This window comes from Kribbella qitaiheensis, from assembly GCF_042657745.1.
Lineage (GTDB): Bacteria > Actinomycetota > Actinomycetes > Propionibacteriales > Kribbellaceae > Kribbella > Kribbella qitaiheensis.
Genome location: NZ_JBHSKE010000054.1, coordinates 1 through 16,399 on the forward strand (window position 1 = coordinate 1; position 16,399 = coordinate 16,399).

18 protein-coding genes are annotated in these 16,399 nt (G+C 66.8%); 6 read left to right on the forward strand and 12 right to left on the reverse strand.

Annotated features, from left to right (window positions below; translation table 11 throughout):
* Positions 1–71: 71 nt before the first annotated feature.
* From ACFPJ1_RS32445 to ACFPJ1_RS32455, 3 genes are all read right to left on the reverse strand, one after another.
* Entirely contained in the window at positions 72–431 is a 360-nt protein-coding gene (locus ACFPJ1_RS32445; RefSeq protein WP_380109803.1) for a hypothetical protein, read from the reverse strand.
* A gap of 71 nt (positions 432–502) precedes the next feature.
* On the reverse strand, positions 503–847 hold the full coding sequence (locus ACFPJ1_RS32450; protein ID WP_380109805.1) for a hypothetical protein: 345 nt from the start codon (positions 845–847) through the stop codon (positions 503–505).
* 118 nt (positions 848–965) lie between these two features.
* Positions 966–2,915 carry a class I tRNA ligase family protein gene (locus ACFPJ1_RS32455; protein WP_380109806.1) on the reverse strand — a complete coding sequence of 650 codons (1,950 nt, stop codon included), beginning with the start codon at positions 2,913–2,915 and terminating at the stop codon, positions 966–968.
* Between the two features lie 550 nt (positions 2,916–3,465).
* Between ACFPJ1_RS32455 and ACFPJ1_RS43370 the strand changes: the two genes are divergently transcribed.
* Positions 3,466–4,008 carry a DMP19 family protein gene (locus tag ACFPJ1_RS43370; protein WP_465261092.1) on the forward strand — a complete coding sequence of 181 codons (543 nt, stop codon included), beginning with the start codon at positions 3,466–3,468 and terminating at the stop codon, positions 4,006–4,008.
* Positions 4,009–4,039: 31 nt separating this feature from the next.
* Positions 4,040–4,432 carry a hypothetical protein gene (locus ACFPJ1_RS32460; protein WP_380109808.1) on the forward strand — a complete coding sequence of 131 codons (393 nt, stop codon included), beginning with the start codon at positions 4,040–4,042 and terminating at the stop codon, positions 4,430–4,432.
* Between the two features lie 237 nt (positions 4,433–4,669).
* On the opposite strand, the gene ACFPJ1_RS32465 is transcribed toward ACFPJ1_RS32460, so the two are convergent.
* Both ACFPJ1_RS32465 and ACFPJ1_RS32470 read right to left on the reverse strand, forming a co-directional pair.
* Positions 4,670–5,101, reverse strand: a complete 432-nt coding sequence (locus ACFPJ1_RS32465) for an SUKH-3 domain-containing protein (RefSeq protein ID WP_380109811.1) — start codon at positions 5,099–5,101, stop codon at positions 4,670–4,672.
* Positions 5,102–5,195: 94 nt separating this feature from the next.
* Complete coding sequence (locus ACFPJ1_RS32470) at positions 5,196–5,906, reverse strand: hypothetical protein (RefSeq protein WP_380109813.1); 711 nt, start codon at positions 5,904–5,906, stop codon at positions 5,196–5,198.
* Between the two features lie 523 nt (positions 5,907–6,429).
* Between ACFPJ1_RS32470 and ACFPJ1_RS32475 the strand changes: the two genes are divergently transcribed.
* The gene (locus ACFPJ1_RS32475; protein ID WP_380109814.1) at positions 6,430–6,828 is read left to right on the forward strand and encodes an Imm7 family immunity protein; all 399 of its coding nucleotides are present in this window, start codon (positions 6,430–6,432) and stop codon (positions 6,826–6,828) included.
* A gap of 199 nt (positions 6,829–7,027) precedes the next feature.
* Positions 7,028–7,387 (forward strand): YciI family protein, encoded by a 360-nt coding sequence (locus ACFPJ1_RS32480; protein WP_380109816.1) that lies wholly within the window; start codon positions 7,028–7,030, stop codon positions 7,385–7,387.
* A gap of 287 nt (positions 7,388–7,674) precedes the next feature.
* Here ACFPJ1_RS32480 and ACFPJ1_RS32485 read toward each other — a convergent pair whose 3' ends face one another.
* Positions 7,675–8,721, reverse strand: a complete 1,047-nt coding sequence (locus ACFPJ1_RS32485; protein ID WP_380109817.1) for a methyltransferase — start codon at positions 8,719–8,721, stop codon at positions 7,675–7,677.
* 378 nt (positions 8,722–9,099) lie between these two features.
* Here ACFPJ1_RS32485 and ACFPJ1_RS32490 point away from each other — a divergent pair, with 378 nt between their 5' ends.
* Positions 9,100–9,867 (forward strand): class I SAM-dependent DNA methyltransferase, encoded by a 768-nt coding sequence (locus ACFPJ1_RS32490; RefSeq protein ID WP_380109820.1) that lies wholly within the window; start codon positions 9,100–9,102, stop codon positions 9,865–9,867.
* On the opposite strand, the gene ACFPJ1_RS32495 is transcribed toward ACFPJ1_RS32490, so the two are convergent.
* Together ACFPJ1_RS32495 and ACFPJ1_RS32500 are read right to left on the reverse strand one after the other, a co-directional pair.
* Positions 9,814–10,839 carry a serine hydrolase domain-containing protein gene (locus tag ACFPJ1_RS32495; protein WP_380109822.1) on the reverse strand — a complete coding sequence of 342 codons (1,026 nt, stop codon included), beginning with the start codon at positions 10,837–10,839 and terminating at the stop codon, positions 9,814–9,816. The two genes, ACFPJ1_RS32490 and ACFPJ1_RS32495, sit on opposite strands and share 54 nt — an antisense overlap.
* A gap of 398 nt (positions 10,840–11,237) precedes the next feature.
* Entirely contained in the window at positions 11,238–11,885 is a 648-nt protein-coding gene (locus ACFPJ1_RS32500) for a LysE family translocator (protein ID WP_380109824.1), read from the reverse strand.
* A gap of 217 nt (positions 11,886–12,102) precedes the next feature.
* On the opposite strand from ACFPJ1_RS32500, the gene ACFPJ1_RS32505 reads away from it, so the two are divergent.
* Entirely contained in the window at positions 12,103–12,282 is a 180-nt protein-coding gene (locus ACFPJ1_RS32505) for a DUF5302 domain-containing protein (protein WP_132193375.1), read from the forward strand.
* 64 nt (positions 12,283–12,346) lie between these two features.
* Here the strand turns inward: ACFPJ1_RS32505 and ACFPJ1_RS32510 are convergent, their stop codons facing one another.
* The 4 genes from ACFPJ1_RS32510 to ACFPJ1_RS32525 form a co-directional block, all read right to left on the reverse strand.
* Positions 12,347–12,751 (reverse strand): SRPBCC family protein, encoded by a 405-nt coding sequence (locus ACFPJ1_RS32510; RefSeq protein WP_380109826.1) that lies wholly within the window; start codon positions 12,749–12,751, stop codon positions 12,347–12,349.
* Positions 12,741–13,058: an ArsR/SmtB family transcription factor gene (locus ACFPJ1_RS32515; RefSeq protein WP_380109827.1), complete on the reverse strand. Its 318-nt coding sequence runs from the start codon at positions 13,056–13,058 to the stop codon at positions 12,741–12,743. Before ACFPJ1_RS32515 ends, ACFPJ1_RS32510 begins: the two co-directional genes overlap by 11 nt.
* Positions 13,059–13,147: 89 nt before the next feature.
* Complete coding sequence (locus tag ACFPJ1_RS32520; RefSeq protein WP_380109829.1) at positions 13,148–15,256, reverse strand: alpha/beta hydrolase; 2,109 nt, start codon at positions 15,254–15,256, stop codon at positions 13,148–13,150.
* A 32-nt stretch (positions 15,257–15,288) separates the two neighbouring features.
* Positions 15,289–16,356 carry a class I SAM-dependent methyltransferase gene (locus ACFPJ1_RS32525; protein ID WP_380109832.1) on the reverse strand — a complete coding sequence of 356 codons (1,068 nt, stop codon included), beginning with the start codon at positions 16,354–16,356 and terminating at the stop codon, positions 15,289–15,291.
* Positions 16,357–16,399 lie beyond the last annotated feature (43 nt).

The following is a 16,399-nucleotide window of genomic DNA, read 5'->3' on the forward strand; positions in this document are numbered from 1 at the left end:
CATCGCCCGCTGGCCGGTTGAGCCGAACGCACATCGACATGAGCCCACGGATCGCGGCTATGTCCGTGCGTTCAGCCGAGCGCGACCCGTTCTGCGTCGATCTGGTCCGCAGGCCAGACGGTGTCGGCAGAATCGACGAACCATATGGGCGCCTCAAGGCCCCGGGTCAGGATCTCGCCCACCTCAGCCACCCAAGCGGGCGAGCGACACTCAAGCATCAAGGTCGACATGGTTCGCGGGTCAGGTATCCCACCTGTCGAGTCCCAGCCCTCCCATTCGGCGGGGTTCATGTCGACGGCATAGATGTTCGTCAGTGGTGCGGCTGCGCCGTCACAGTGGATGGTGTCGCCGGCGGCGATGAACCGACTGTCAGCCAAGAGGGCTCGTCGCACGTCACCGAACAGGTCGGCGTTGCTGCCGAGGACGATCACGTATCGGGACACGAACGGAGGCTGTCGAGCCGGGCCCGCATGTGATCGGCATGGGTACTGTCCGCGGCATGTCAGGACGTCTGGCGATCGCCTCGCGCGCGCTTGAACTCGGCCCGGGCCTCGCGTCGCCGCTGTTCGTCCTCCGCCCGTCGTTCGGCGCGATCGGGCATCGTGACGTGGTCGACCTCGGCGTCTACATCGAACTCGGGATAGGCAGCGGCTAGCGCAGCACGCACCAACTCGATACGAGCCCCGCGCCTGAGCAGCCACCAGAGAACGTCCTCCGGATCTACATAGCCGGAGTCCTCATCAACATAAGCAAACGTCGACAGAGCCCCGCCATGGCGCCAACTGATCAGCACCAGATCGTCGCGTTGCGGCGAGACCGCGACTTCATCAACGATCGCCAGATCCACGACTCGACTCTACGGTGCGCAGCGCTTGTCCAGAGCGCATAGCCATTGGCACGGCCGTGCACGATCAGCGGCAGATGAGGACGTCCCTTGTGAGGGTTCCTGAGTTGCGCAGGGTGTCTTAACGTGATCCGGCGGTGCCGATGGTGAGCGTCGCGGGCCCGCACGTGAGGATCGCTGCTGCGTGGCGATCGCGGCTCGTATCGTCCAGGCGCAGGCGCGCGAGCCGAAGCAGTTCGGCGGTGCACTCGAGGCCGTCCGCGTGGCCCGGCAGCATTGCGCCGGCCGGGATGCCGTGTTTGGCTCGATGCGACCGGGCGGCGTGCAGAAGGCGACGCAGCCGGTCCGCCTCGGTTTCGGCCCGCGGGTCGAGCCGCGCGGGACGGGCAGCAGGCCATGCGTGTGCGTCGAGAGCATCCTGGCGGGAGCAGTTGGGGTCGGTGAGGGATTCCCACAGCTGCTCGGTGAGGTACGGCGCGATCGGGTGCAGCAGAAGGAGGAGCTCTGCCAGCGTCGCGGCGAGCGTGGCGCGCGAGCCGGGGTCGTGGCGGAGCGACGGCTTGCGGGCCTCGAGGTACAGGTCGGACAGGTCGTCGTACATGAACCGGGCCAGCGCATCGGTCGCACCGGCCAGGTCCAGCTCCTCGAACCCAGCGGTTGCGAGTGCACGGGTCCGTTCCAGGCGGGACGCCAGCCACCGATCCAGCGGGTGCGCGGGCTCCTGCGGTTCCGGAGGAGTGCCTGCAGGGAGATGGATGCCGTATGCCGTGGTGAGCCGCGCGATGCTCCACAGCTTTTTCAGCAGCGCTAGCGCGCCGGTGAGGTCGGTGCGGCCGAACGACAGGTCGGCGCCGGGCCGCGCGCGGCGGCACAACGCCAGGCGCAGTGCGTCGGTTCCGAACTCGTCGGCGTAGTCGAGCGGGTCGATGGTGTTCCCGAACGAGGTCGACATCTTCTTGCCGTGCTCAGTGCGGATCATGCCGTGCAGGTACAGCCGCTTGAACGGTGCGGTGCCGGTCAGGTGCGTACACAGCATCGTCATTCGGATCGCCCAGAAGAACAGCAGGTCTGACCCGGTGATGAGCAGGTCGTTCGGGTAGTACCGTGCCAGGTCCTCGGTCGCGTCGGGCCAGCCGAGCGTCGACAGCGGCCACAGTCCCGAGGAGAACCAGGTGTCGAGGGTGTCCTCATCCTGCGTCCAGCCGGCCGGGATTGCCTCGTCCGGCCCGAACGAACGAGCCTGGCCGTCGGTGCCGTACCAGATGGGGATCCGGTGCCCCCACCACAGCTGCCGCGACAAGCACCAGTCACGCATCTCGTCGAGCCACCGCAGGTACTCGGTCGCCAACTCGGGCGGATCGATGCGAAGCTGCCCGGACTCGAACGCGAACCGTGCGGATGCGGCCAGCGTCGTGGTCGCGAGGTACCACTGAGGCGTGGAACGGATCTCGATCCCCGACGCGCAGCGGGTGCAGATGCGGCCGCTGGCGGTCTCGGTGGTCTCGATGTCGGACAAGCCGGTCTGGCAGCCCGTGCACCACAACGTGTCTCGTTCGGCGCGGTAGATCAATCCCTGCCGGAACAGGCGACTGAACGCCGCATGCGTCGCGCGAGCCGGGCCGGGATCCAGGGTGTACGTGGACCGGCCCCAGTCCGGGGACATGCCGAGGCGTCGCATCTGCGCAGCGATCGTCTCGCCGGTCATGTCACCCCAGGCGCGGGTTCGAGCGAGGAACGCGTCGCGCCCGAGCTCGTGCCGGCTCGTGCCCTCGGCGGCCAGCTGCCGTTCCATCAAGGCCTGTGTGGCGATGCCGGCGTGGTCGGTACCCGGCAGCCACAGGGTCTCGGCGCCCAGCATCCGCCGGTGCCGGATGAAAGCGTCGGAGATGGCGTGCTCATACGCGTGACCCAGGTGCAGGCCGCCGGTGATGTTCAGCGGCGGCAGGATCATCGCGAAACGTTCGGCCGCCGGGCGTGGCCGGAACAGGCCCGCTCGCTCCCAGGCGGCGTAGCGGTCTGCGTCGCGGGCGAAGTGATGCGCAGGGGTGTAGTGGGCATCGATGGTGGACATCGCGGTCTCCCAGGATGGGTCGTCGTGGGCGCCGCAGACGGAGTTGCCCGGGGCGCGCGGAGGCGCCCTCGCCGTGAGGCGAAGGCTACCGTACGACGACGCGACCGCCTGGCAGGCAGAATCCACCGAGAAGCGGGGCTGCCTGGCTGGTCATGACATCTACTGTGTGACCGAACCATCCCAAGATGCAACAGGTTTCGTGGCCACCAGCTACAGCAGCTGAGTTCTCATGGCGACCGGGTTTCGCCGTTGCCGATTCGGGGCGATTGTCGCGTCTGGGTAGCCAGGCTGCCTGCGACGGCAAGACCGGCCCCTGCCAGGGCAAAGAACCCGGGACAGGGCGCCGAAGCCGAACAGCAAGCTGAGTTTAAACGTGCAGCCCTTGACATCCGCTCATCGGCATGAGCGGGCTTCACTATCGACGGCATGTCCGGGCGTTCGTTTGACGCGATGAGCATGCAGAATCACGTTCGTGAGCCTCATCGACCGAATCGCTGAGTCCCCCGATGACTGGACCGCGGCTCGGGTCATCGATGAACTGCCCCGGCGCATGTACGACGAGGGCGACCGCCGGCGCGATCCTGACATCCCACCTTGGCTTCGGGAGGTCCTGGTGGTGTGCGACTTTGACGCCCACGTGCAGATGGAGGGCTTCTTGGGCTGGTTCGACAACAGGGGATCGGAGGACCTCCGACTCGTCGCTGATGCCCTCCGGTCCATTGGGATGCCGAACGATGCTCGGCTGCTTGAGGAGGCAGCCACGGTCCTCGCCCCGAGTCAGCTCGATGCGGACAGGTCCTTCGAGATCGGATCCGTGTCCAGTTTCGCCGAGCGACCCCGCCGTGACTCCTCAGCAGTACGAGCGGATTCGCGACATAGAGAACCGGCTCTACCTCAACGACGCCATGGGCGCCGACCTACACGCACTCCTCATCGCGCACGCGACCTCAGGTTTGGCATCTGGTGCGATGTGAACCGACCCTTCTCATCGGCTGCCATGACGGCGCGGATCGCGGCAGATGAGGGCGTTTCGATCGGAGACGACCGATGGCCAATTCGAGAGGCAGAATCTGCGGTACGGGCGAAGCCGTGACCCCAGGTGTCAGAGGGGAGTACAGGCGCAGGTGACTGATTCTGACCAGCATTGGCTGAAGCTCGACGCGGGCAGCGAGTACGACAGACAGTGGAAACGCTATTTCAGCATGCGCGAGGAAGATCGAGTGACAGAGCTCGCTGAGGCCACGGCTGCCGAAGCGGAGCTTCTCGACTCGGCTCTGAATTGGCGCTCGGCGACCGGCGGTCAACGGCTCTGGATTGTCCTAGTGCTCCACAAAGAGCGGAGCAGACTGATCAGAGCGCCCGGACAAACCGTCAGCGGCATGCCGTACGTAGAGACGGTCCTGCCGTGGACCCGGTTCATGGATCTCGCACCAGATCAGCAACAACGGATCATTGTCGAGCGGGTCGATCAGGTTCTCGACGAGATGGCGCGGCGCGTGCTCGACTCGAGCAAGTAGCTCGTCGTGTCGCGGGCCGTGGTACTGGCGTTCTCCTGCGTCGAATACCAAGTGGCGGCGAGCTCTTCCGACCACCCGAGGTTGGCGCGGTCGAACAGTCCGAACTAGCTCGCCCAACCAGAATCCTGGAGACTGTTGAGTCGGCCTCGAACTCGCGGGGAGTCGCCTCCGCTGGGTGATGCTCCGCCGCACACACCACATGCGGCAGATGAGTGTGTCTGTGTCTCTGGACGGAGGTTAGTGTTCGGTCGGCAGTTGCCTGTCGAATCGTCGCGATGGTTCGATGAACAGCTCATGGACGAGATCTACGACTGAATCCGCCAGCTGGCCGTAGAGGTCGTCGAACCCGCCCCAGAGACCCCCGCCCTCGTCAACCAGTATCACCGCGTGCGAGTACTCGCCGACGGGTAGCAGGTTGTGTCCTGAGTCCTCGGAATAGGCGCGGCTCCAAGCCAGATCCCTGCCATGAAGCGCTCGCTCGCCGTCGAACCACAGGCTTTGGCGGCCGTCGTCACCCTGTACCACCAGCTCGGAGAACTCCTGGAGGACCGCGAGACCCGAGTCGTGCATCGTGAAGCCTTGGGAGGCGTAGGCATGCTCGGCCCGGCCAACATCGACGAGGCGGCCTGGAAACCAGCCCGCAGCCGAAAGCATCACGTCCGCGTCCATGGTTTTAGCCTTTCACAACGGCGAGCCGAACACCCTCACATCGGCACTTCAGCGCGGACCGCGGCTACTTGCGAATGGGGGACTGCTCGGGCCCTCAGCTGAGCGCCGCCGCCGTACGCCCTGTGAAGTGGCAAGCTGGGCACACGAAGATGCCGAAAAGGTCCAGCAGGTGTTTAGCAACGTGCGGTCGCCGGTGAGTGGTTGCCAGTTCGTAGGCACGGGCTTCGCTACCCGTGAGCCGGCCTGGGTCAGACGGCACAACAGTCGTCACTCCCACGGAAGCATCGTCAAACTGCTTGACGAGGGCGGGCGAGGTTTCGAGGCCCATGAGGAGTTGTTCGTCGCAGCCGGGGCACGCGAATTCCAGCTCTTGATTCGCGAGGGCATCCAGACGCGTCGCCCACACGGAATCGCTCTCGGTCGCCGCGACGGCCTGCACTCGGTAGATGAAGTCGGTGTCGTCGGCGGCAAACGGCACCAGTCGCTCAGCCACTTCATGCAGCGTCCGGATCGTGTCGGCGTACCGGGCCCGAACGGCCGCTGGCTCCTCTGGGCCGTCGGTTGACGCCACGATGCACGTGGCCAGAAATAGGGGCTCAACGAAGCCAGACGGATCCTGGCGTGCCGCCAACTCGGCCAGCCGGGGCAGCGCGGCATAGCTGGCGGTTTGAACCGTGCCTTGGTGGCAAAGCCGCGACCATAGTTCGTCCCAGACCGCGCGATCGTCAGTGTCGGCACGCTCAAGGAGCGCTTCGACGGGCCTAGCCGCGCCGTAGGCATCTCGAAGGGAGGTCCATTTCGTCATGCGGATCATCCTGGCAGCGACTCGCCTAGCCCGACACCGGGCCGGCGAGGATACGTCCTCAATTCGGCATGTGCGTGCGTTGGCCGGCGTCCACCAGGTGATCTATGACAGTGGATGCACGAATCGCGGCATGATCAGGCGGGTCGGTCACACCTGGGTATCGGTGGAGTCGCCTCGAAGGAGTGAGGATGTGACCACACTCGGGAACTTGATCCAATCCATGTCGACGTCAGCGTCGATCGCGCGTTCAACGATCTGGGCCATGACTTGGAACACGTCCTCTGGGCTGACTCCAGTCCACTGCTCGGGGTGGTCATAGGCGTGATCCCGCAGATCCCAAAGGGCACCAGCGATTGCGGGAAGCCCCGGTGGCGTCCTTGTCATGGGTTAACGGTAGTAGTGCCGGAGACGGACAACCGGACACCCGATCATCGGCATGACAGCGCACTGCACCTTGGCCATCGCCACCTGGATGGTGTCACACACGGCAGGCCGGCCCGCGGATCATGAGAACCTCTGTCCCATGTTCGAGTGGCACGGATGGGCGACCATCGTCGCGAGTCCAGAAGCGGAGGACGACGCGGAGGCAGATGGGCGTCAGCGCGGTGTCGAGGCTCGGGTTGCGCGAGCCGTCGCCGGCGCGGAGGGTGTCGTCAATGAGACGCTAGACCTGCGTCATGCCAACGGCAGCCTCCACCTGTGGCTGGCAGGTTCCCACAACCATAGGGATGAGACGGTCATCGACTTGTTCCGATCAGTCGCGAGGATCGCGCCTGGATCGTATGGCGTGATGTACGTCTTCGACGATGATGTCACCGATACCTGGGAGCGCTGGGTGATGCGTCGCGGCAGCGTCACCAGCGAGGTCGACGCCAGCCTGTCGCCCCACGTTGGGATAGTCGAAGACCCGTACATCCGGTGAACCATGGGCACTTCCTCAACTCGGCATGAGTGCGCGCATCGCGGCAGATCTCCGCGAACGGGGATACATGGCGCCTGCGCGGGGGCCGAATGGCGGAGGTCCCTGAAAACTTCTGCCGAAAGCCTGTCGTATCCACCGGACGCCGTTCGTAGCGTAGGTGGAGGCGGACAGCGGGTCCGCTCGAGCCGAAGGAGCAGAGATGCCCGAGTACCTCATCTACTTCAACCAGCAGTGGGTGGGTGACCACACCGAGGAGTGGTTCCGCGGGCGCGGGCCACTCGCCATGGCGGTCACGGACGAGATGAAGGCTGCCGGCGTTTACGTCTTCGCCGGGGGGCTGGAGGAGGAGGACGGCCCGGTCTACAGCGCCGACCCCACCAGTGGCGACGTGCTGATCACCGACGGACCATACGTCGAGACCAAGGAGTTCCTGGGCGGGTTCGCGCTGGTGGACGTAGCCGATGACGAGACCGCCAAGATGTGGGCGGGCAAGGTCGCGGAGGCATGCGGTTGGCCGCACGAGGTTCGCCGCTTCAAGCCGCAGCCTCAGGCCAAGTGACTCCATCGCCGTGCTCGGTCCAAATGGTGAGGAACATCGGCGCGGCTCTCTTACGTGCTGTGTCGACCTCCACCAGCAGTACCTCGCGAAGAAACCTCGTTCGGGTAACACTGCCACGCGAACACCGGGCGTGCGCTTCTCCGAGACCGCCTGACGCCTAATGGTCGACCGCGACCTCATCGTGGAGCGGGAGCCGTTCCACGATGAGGTCGCGGAATGCTCGGAACTCGATCCCCTGGACGGTTTGATAGGCGGCCAATACCTCGCCCGATGACGCCTACGGGACACTAGTGAGCTGGCGCCGCCTCGAGCACGAACACATCGCTCCCGGTCGGCACCGTACCGATGAGGTCGAAGCCGGCCGCCGCAAGCAACGAGCGGTACTCATCCGTCGTGCGTTCCTGGCCGCCTGCCACGACGAGCATGGTGAGGTCGGAGAACGCCGTCCGAACGGGATCTGGAGACTCGTCCAGCAGCTGTTCCACCAACAACAGGCGACCGTGCGTCGGCATCGAGCGCCGGCAGGCGCGCAGGATCTCGACGGACTCGGCGTCCGGCCAGTCGTGGATCACCGCCTTGAGGAGGTAGGCGTCCCCGCCGTCGGGGACAGAGTCGAAGAAGCTGCCCCCGACCACTCGGCAGCGCTGCGACACGCCGGTCGCCGCCAGCAACTCGTGCGCGCCGGCGACGACGCCGGGCTGGTCGAACAGCACGCCGTTGACCGAGGAGTAGCGCGACAGGATGGCCCCCAACAGCATTCCCCGACCGCCGCCGACGTCGACGACCGTGCCGAACCGACCGAAGTCGTAGGCGTTGACGACCTCGTCAGTCACCACCTGGGACAAGGCCGTCATGGCTTCGTCGAAGATCTTCTGCTCGGCGGGATGCTTGGCAAGGTAATCCCAGACCGACTCCCCGTGGACAGCTGCGAACGCGTTCTCACCCGTGCGAATGCTGTGCTCCAGCGAGGCATACGTCTGCCAGTGGTACGGCCGGCCGACGAAGCGCGCCCAGCCGGCGACCGAACGCGGCGCATCGGTCCGGAAGGCGTCACCGAGCTCGGTGTTCGCGAACCTCTCGTCGCCGTCACTGACATACAGCCCGACCTCGGCCAGCGCGCGGATCAGGCGGTTCAACGAACGTGCGTCCGCTCCTGTGGCCTCAGCGAGCTCGGCCACGCTTCTCGGACCGTCGGCCAGCAGGTCGGACAGCCGTAAGGTCGCGGCGACATGCACCGCCTGCGATATCTGGTACCCGGCGACCAGACGGTGTAGCTCTCGGGCCCGGTTGGTGCCACTTGCGCTGTCTCCGTGCTCTCCACCAGGGCTGCTCATGGTGATGACCTCCAAGGGTTACCTTCAGGCACCGACGCTAGGCCGCGCGCAGACGTCAGCGCATCCGAAGGAGTGCCCATCTTGGAAAGACCGGCATGGTCAGGTCTGTGTAGAGCCTCATGCCGGGATCTCCGGACTCGACTGGCTACTTGAACCGCAGATGACCCCGGTCAGCCCCGTCGAGTCGTGGGTTGTGGTTGAGGGAAATCGGTTGCCTGTGGACGAAATCCACGACTCGGCGGTGGCTGGGCCGTGGGAGTGGATGGGCGGCACGCAGTACTGCGGAATGCGGGGTCGTAGTCGGGTGAGGGGAAGCCGTTCGGGGGTGGGCGGGGCAATTCGGTCGCGGCGTGGTTGTGCGGTGCCTAGGGTCGGGGCATGCCTGATGCGTTGTTTGCGGTGCCGCGGTTGGTGGGGCTTTATGACCCGCTGGAAGCGGAGCGGCCCGATCTCGAGGTCTATGCCGCGATGATCGACGAGTTCGGGGCCCGGCGGGTGCTGGATGTGGGCTGCGGTACGGGGACGTTCGCGTGTTTGCTGGCGTCGCGTGGGACCGAGGTTGTGGGGGTGGATCCGGCGGGCGCCTCGTTGGAGGTGGCGCGGAAGAAGCCTGGGGCGGAACGGGTGCGGTGGGTCGAGGGCGACGCCACGTCATTGCCAGAGTTGCAAGTGGAGCTGGCGGTGATGACGGGAAACGTGGCTCAGGTGTTTGTGGAGGATGAGGACTGGGCTGCCACGTTGGATGGCGTACGGCGGGCGCTGGCTCCGGGTGGACGGTTCGTCTTCGAGACCAGGGATCCCGAGCGCAAGGCGTGGCTGGGGTGGAATCGCGAGGATACGTACAACGAGGCCGATATCCCGGGCGTGGGCGTGGTCAGGAACTGGTCTGAGCTGCTGGACGTGAGCGGCCAGCTCGTCACGTTCCGCAGGACCTACGTCTTCGAGTCCGACGGTGCGACGCTCACCTCGGACTCGACCCTCCGCTTCCGCACTCGCGAGGAACTGGAGCAATCCCTCGCGACGGCCGGTTTCGCGGTAGACGAAGTCCGCGACGCTCCCGACCGGCCCGGCCTGGAGTTCGTGTTCGTCACCTCACCCATCGAAGTCGGCGAGGTCGGCGTACAGGGCGTTCAGGAGGCGCGGTAGGCGGTCGGCGTGGATAGCGGGGGTCGCTGCGCCGTTCCAGTAAACGGCGGCAACAAGATCGCGGGCCGGGTCGGCGAAGGCTGTGCTCCAGGTTTGTCCGCCATGACCGTAGGTGCCGAGCGAGGCGCGATCACCGAAGCCGTACTGCGGATCGCCTGAGCCCAGCACGAAGCCGAGTCCACGATCCAGGCGCGCGTCCAGGACCTCGTCGTACACGCCGGTGAGGTGGTGCGAGGTCATCGCCCGGAGCGTGGCCGGCGACAGCAGGCGTGGAAGGGATTCGTAGAAGCGGCCGAGTTGGCTGATCGGTCCGTGGATGCCGCCGGTGGGACGCCTCCACGTCACCCAGTACGCCGTACCGGAGCGGGCGATTGCGGGGATGCGCGCGATGCGGGCCTGGTTCGACTCGTAGGCGTCGGGCGGCATCGCGAGCCAGCAGTCGTCCATGCCGGCGACCTCGAAGATCTCCTCACGAACGAACTGGTCGAAAGGGCGTCCGTCGAGGCGGACCACGAGCTCGGCGACGATCCACATCGCAATCGAGTTGTAACCACATCGTTGCCCAGGCACCCAGTCAGGCCGCAATGGCGAAGCGCAGACGTCTGCAACCAGCTCAGCCGCGGGTACCTGGTGCGTGAGGCTCGTGGTCAGTCCAGCGGTGTGAGTCAGCAGATGCTTGACCGTCACCCGCTCCTTACCGGCCACCGCGAACTCAGGCAGGTGATGATGCACCGGATCGTCGATATCGAACGCCCCGCGCTCCCAAAGAACTGCCAACGCGGCACACGTGATCGGCTTGGTGGCAGACGCCCACTCGACGATGGTCTCGCGCGTCATCGGTACTCCGGGCTGCGCCTCGCCAAGCGCGACCTCAACCCGGGGCTTCCCGCCCACCGAGGCGTAAACCTGCGCTCCGGCGTGCCATCCGGCCCCGATCCCGCGCTCGATCTCACCCACAATCCCGCTTCGCACTGCCCCAGTTAACTAGCTGCGGCAGTGCGAAGGGCTGGGTGGAGCGGCCAGGGTGCCGGGGCAGGGGAGTGGGGCTCACCCGACACCCTGACCTGTCAGGGGGTACCGCGGGGTGCGGTGGGTACGGCACATCGGACGGGTAACGCGTTGGCTTGGTGGGCGACTGCCGCTCTCGAGTGGGGTTGTCGCGCCTGGTGCCTTTGGGGCCGGGGGCCGTAAGCACCAATGTACTGGTGAGTACCAAACGGCCAAGTGGACGCGCATCACACACCAAGGGGCGTCAAACGCTTGAGATACAAGGGATCTGGGCTCGGCGGATGCGAAGCGTGGCGCAAGCGAAGCTGTTGGTGAGTGATGGGCGTCCAGAGCCCCACAAAGTTGCGCGGGCCGGAGCCGGGTCAGGGGGTGGCGGGGCGGGCCTGGTCGGTGGCGAGGCGGACGGCGAAGACGGCCAGGGCGGTACCAGTTAGGTAACGGTGGACTCGCATCCAGAGGGGCTTGCGGCTGAAGAAGAGGGCGACCGAGCCGGCGGTGATCACGAAGAGGGCGTTCACCAGGACGCCGACGGCCAGTTGGGTGAGGCCGAGGAGCAGGCTCTGCGTGCCGACGTGGCCGCGGGACGGGTCCACGAACTGAGGCAGCAGGGAGATGTAGAGGATCGCGATCTTCGGGTTGAGCAGGCACGTCAACAAGCCCATCCCGAACAGCTTCCGCGGGCGGTCCGGCTCGAGCTCGTTCGGCGTGAACGCTGAGGTGCCTCCCGGCCGGAGAGCGTTCCAGGCCAGCCAGAGCAGGTACGCCGCGCCGGCCAGCTTCAGCGTGACGTAAATCTGCGGCACCAGGGCGAACAGCGTCGCCAGTCCCGCGGTTGCCGCCAGCAAGTACACGAGGAACCCGACGCCGACCCCCGCGAGCGAGGTCAACCCGGCCCGTCGTCCCTGCGCCACCGACCGGGACACGAGGTAGATCATGTTCGGCCCGGGAATCACCACCAGTCCGAGCTCGACCAGCGCGATCCCGATCACCGCCTCAGTGCTGACTACCACCGCACACCCCCTCCGCCCGTACGTCGCCTATCGCCCCGCGAAGATAGCAGCCGGAACTCGGGCGGCTGAGGGATTTTCTCAGACTGAGATGGTCGAGGCGAGTGGCCAGGTAGGGCTGGGAGCGGCGGATCGGAGACCCCGGGTTAATGGCTGGCGGTGGGGCGGTCACAATTGGTTAGCTAAGCCCATACGCCTGACGGTTTGTGAAGGAGACGGTATGAGCGACAAGCCCAGCGAGCCGGCGCAGGACGAACTGCAGAAGAAGTTCCGCGAGGCGCTCGCCAAGAAGAACGCGCATCACGAGTCGCACCCCGGCAGCGGGCCGCGGCACGAGGGTGTCGGCGAGGCGCACAACGACAAGCAGAAGCGCCAGTTCCGGCGCAAGTCCGGCAGCTGATTCCGCCGCCCATCCATCCATTCCGAGCCCCGGGTCGCCGCCCGGGGCTCTACCTTTGCGTGGATCAGGGGGCGAGGAGGTCGGCGAGGCGGGGGAGTTGGAGCTCCCAGCCCTGGAGGTGGCCGGTGGCGTCCTCGGGGGTCAGGCCGGTCTGGGTGAGGAGCAGGCGGGTGCCGGCTTCCGCCTCGGTGAGCTCGACGCGGACCTCGGACGGGTCGCCCTCGTGGTCCCACTGCCAGGTGAAGGCGAGGAGTCGCGGCGGGTCCACCTCGGTGTAGCGCCCGCGGACGACGTACGGGCCCATCTTGACCAGGTACTCGCCGCCGACCCGGACGTCCGCCTCGACGGTCAGGTCCAGCGTGGGGTTCGGGCAGTACCACCGGGTCAGCAGGCCGGGCTCGGTCCACGCCGCGTAAACCCGCTCGATGGTTGCCGTCAGCATCCGTTCGATCCGGACGTCAGTGCTCATCCCTGCTCCCTTGCAAGAGGTCTTCCAGCCGGTCGATGGTGCTGTTCCAGTACACCGTGAGGTCGCCGAGCCAGGTCTGTACTTCGTCCAGCGCGTCCGGCCGCAGGGTGCAGACCACCGTGCGGCCGACCTTGTGGCGGGTGACGACACCCGCGTCGACGAGCACGCCGACGTGTTTCGTCATCGCGGGCGCGGTCACCTGGTGCGGCGCGGCCAGTTCCCCCATCGTCGCCTCGCCCCGGCTCAACCGGGTCACGATCGCCAGCCGGGTCGGATCGGCCAGCGCGGCGAAGGTGGTGGTCAGCACGACAAACACTTCACCAAACGGTGAAGTGTTTGTCAACCACCAGGCCCCGCTGCGAAGCCACCAAGCCTCGCTGGGAAGACCGTGGGCGGTCAGAGGAGCGGGGCCAGGAGGGAGGCGGCTCGGGTGGCGCCGGTGGTGGGAACCGTGCGGGGCGTGGGGATGGAGGTGAGTTGTTTGGCGATCGTCGCGGCGAGGACGTCCGGGTCGGAGGCTTCCTCATAGGGGAGGTGGTAGCCAGACTCGTACCGGTCGAGGCGGGCCCTGACATGGAAGTTCTGCTCGAAGTGATGGCGCAGGGGGACGTAGATGAACGGCACTCGCTGAGCGGTCAGCTCCATGCAGGTGGTGAGCCCACCCTGGGTGATCGCGAGGTCGGCCGCCGCGAGGTGGTGATGCAGGTTCGCCAGATACCCGTGCACGGTCGCCCCCGGCAGCGACGGCAGGGACGCCGGATCGATACGAGGACCGCTGACGATCACGAAATGCAGGTCAGGGACCAGCCGTCGAGCCAGCGGTACTGCGTCGAGAACCCTGCGGAGCAAGGAAGATCCAACCCCTGACCCGCCGACCGTGACGACGCAGAGCAGTTCGTCGCCGGCATAGCCGAGGCGTTCCCGCAGAGCCGCACGGTCGGCGGTCTCGGCGGGGTCGAAGCCGGTCACGTAGCCCGCGAAGTCGTAGTTCTGCTCGGTCCAGTCGCGGATCGACGGCAGGCCGGGACCGAAGCCGGCGTCGACGATGTCTTCCGGGTCGCCGACGAAGATCGACCGGTCGCGGAGCCGGGCGTACCGGGCGCGTTGTTCGAGCATCTCCGCGTTGTAGTCCGCGGTCAGCCGGGCCTCGCGGGAACCGCCGTCCGGCATCGGCAGCCAGCCGACGAAGTCCGTCAGCCAGGCGTAGGCGAACCTCTTCAGTTCCGGGTTCTCGTGCAGGAAGTGGTCCACCTCCCAGGCCTCGTCCCCGATCACCAGGTCGTAGTACTGCGCGTCCACCACGTCGTTGAAGACCATGAAGTTGTTGACCAGGATCTCGTCCATCCGCCGGATCGCCTGGAACGCGTGCAGATCGTGCTCGTCCGCCTCGAACTCGATGTGCGCCGATTCGTTGCACAACCAGGCCGACGCCGGATGCACGCTCTCGCCGGCGTCCTCGAGCACCCGGGTGACGGGATGCTGCGCGAGCCAGTCGATCTCCAGGTCCGGGTGGTGCTGCCGCAGCTCCCGCGCGATCGCCAGATCCCGCTTCGCGTGCCCCAGCCCGATGGGCGACGACAGGTACAGCGCCCGCCGCGGCCGGTTCGCGGCCCGCACCCAGGTACGGCGTACCGGGCGGGGTGCGACCTCGTCCATGAACTCCTTGATCAGGTGGTTCACCTTCACCGGCTCGCGGGCGGGCGGGGCGTGCCCGCCGCCCGCGATCGTGACGAATGAGCCGCCGGTGCGCTCTGCGAGCTGAACACCTTCCGCATAAGGGCGGATCGCGTCGCTGTCGCCATGGATCACCAGCACCGGGCACCGTACGTCGGGCACGAACCCGGCCTGCCGGGCGTGGCGGGCTGCCTCCGTGTCGACAAGTCGTTCCGGGCCGATCTGCCGGCCCCACTCGATGCAGTCCTCGATCTGCTTGCTGGAGTGCGGCTCGCGGAACGTGTTCTCGAAGAAGAACCGCAGGAAGTCCTCGTAGCCGCCTTCCAGCCAGTAGTGACGGTTGTACGTCGCCGAGCCGTCGTGGGTGGGATACCGCGCGTTCCAGGCCACGCGTTCCTGCTCGTCCCGAGAGGGGGCCATTCCGGCCGTCGGGCTGATGCAGATCACCCCGAGAACCCGGCCAGGCTCCTCGGCCGCTACCTGCAGGGCCCACGGACACCCTCGGGAGAATCCCACCAGCACGCAGTTCGCAGTACCAGTGGCGTCCAGGACGGCCAGGGTGTCCGCGACATACTCGGCATCGGCGTAGGCGGCCGCACCGACGGGTTTGGTCGAGGCCCCCGAGCCCCGGCCGTCGAAGGTGACGACCCGGAAATGACGAGCCAGGTAAGGCACCTGGGCCTTCCAGACGCGGGACGGCACGATCGACCAGGTCGGCAGCAGGACCACCGTCGGCCCGTCGTCGCCGTACACCTGATAGGCGATCGTCTCGCCGCCACGCTCGATCGTGCCGGCCTGATCGGCCGTCCGCGCCGGTCGTTCGTCAGTCATCCGAGTCGCCCCCACCCCTCCGATCGACTGTCTCAGGGCCGTACTTCGAACACCAGGTTGAACGGCGTCTCGGCGGCCGTACGGAACCGGGTGAAGCCGGCTGCCGTGGTGACGTCGCGGATCCGCGCGGGACCGGCCTGGGTGCCGAGCGCGAGGCCGACGTCCTGGGACAGCGACCCCGGAGTACAGAGCAGCGTCGAGAAGCCGTAGTAGGCGCGGCCGACCGGGTTCAGGTTGTCCTCGACCTTGTCGCCGGCCATCGGCTCGACCACCATCCAGGTGCCGTCGGGGGTGAGCGACTCGCGGACGTGCCGGGCCGCGCCGACCGGGTCACCCATGTCGTGCAGCGCGTCGAAGGTCGTCACCAGTTCGTACCCCGAGCCGCTGTACGCCGTCGCCGGGGCGACCTCGAAGCTGACCCGATCCGCGACACCAGCTTCCTCCGCGCGCCGGCGGGCGGTCTCGATCGACTCCGGGTGGTAGTCCGAACCGGCGAAGGTCGAGCGCGGGAAGGCCTGGGCCATCAGGATCGTCGAGGAGCCGTGGCCGCAGCCGATGTCCGCGACGCGGACCCCGTCCTGCAGTTTCTGCGTGACGCCTTCCAGCGCCGGGAGCCAGCCCGCCACCAGGTTCGCGTTGTAGCCCGGGCGGAAGAACCGCTCGCAGCCGAGGTGCACGTCGGAGTTGTGCTCGTGCCAGCCGATCCCGGCGCCGCTGCGGGCCGCCTCGATCGTCTGGTTGGTGTGGTCGACGGTGCCGAGCGCGATCTGGAAGAACCCGGGCAGGAATGCCGGGCTGCTCTCGTCCGTCAGGGCGATGGCCTGCTCGGGTGGCAGGACGTACGTGGCGGTCGCCGGGTCGTACTCGACGAAACCGCCCGCGGCCTGAGCGTTCAGCCACTCGCGGGTGTAGTGCTCGCTGGTACCGGTCCGCTCGGCCAGTTCGGCGGGCGTGGTCGGGCCGGCGCCCGCAAGTGCGCGGTAGTAGCCGAGCTTGTCGCCCATCACCACGAGCCCGGCGTTCAAGGTCGCGCCGACCTCTCCCACGGCCTGGCCGACGAAAGCCATCAGTTTGTCGGTGTCCACTGCGACGGTGGTCATTTCAGGTCCCCTCCCAGGGTTGTTTCGATGCTCGTGACCGTAG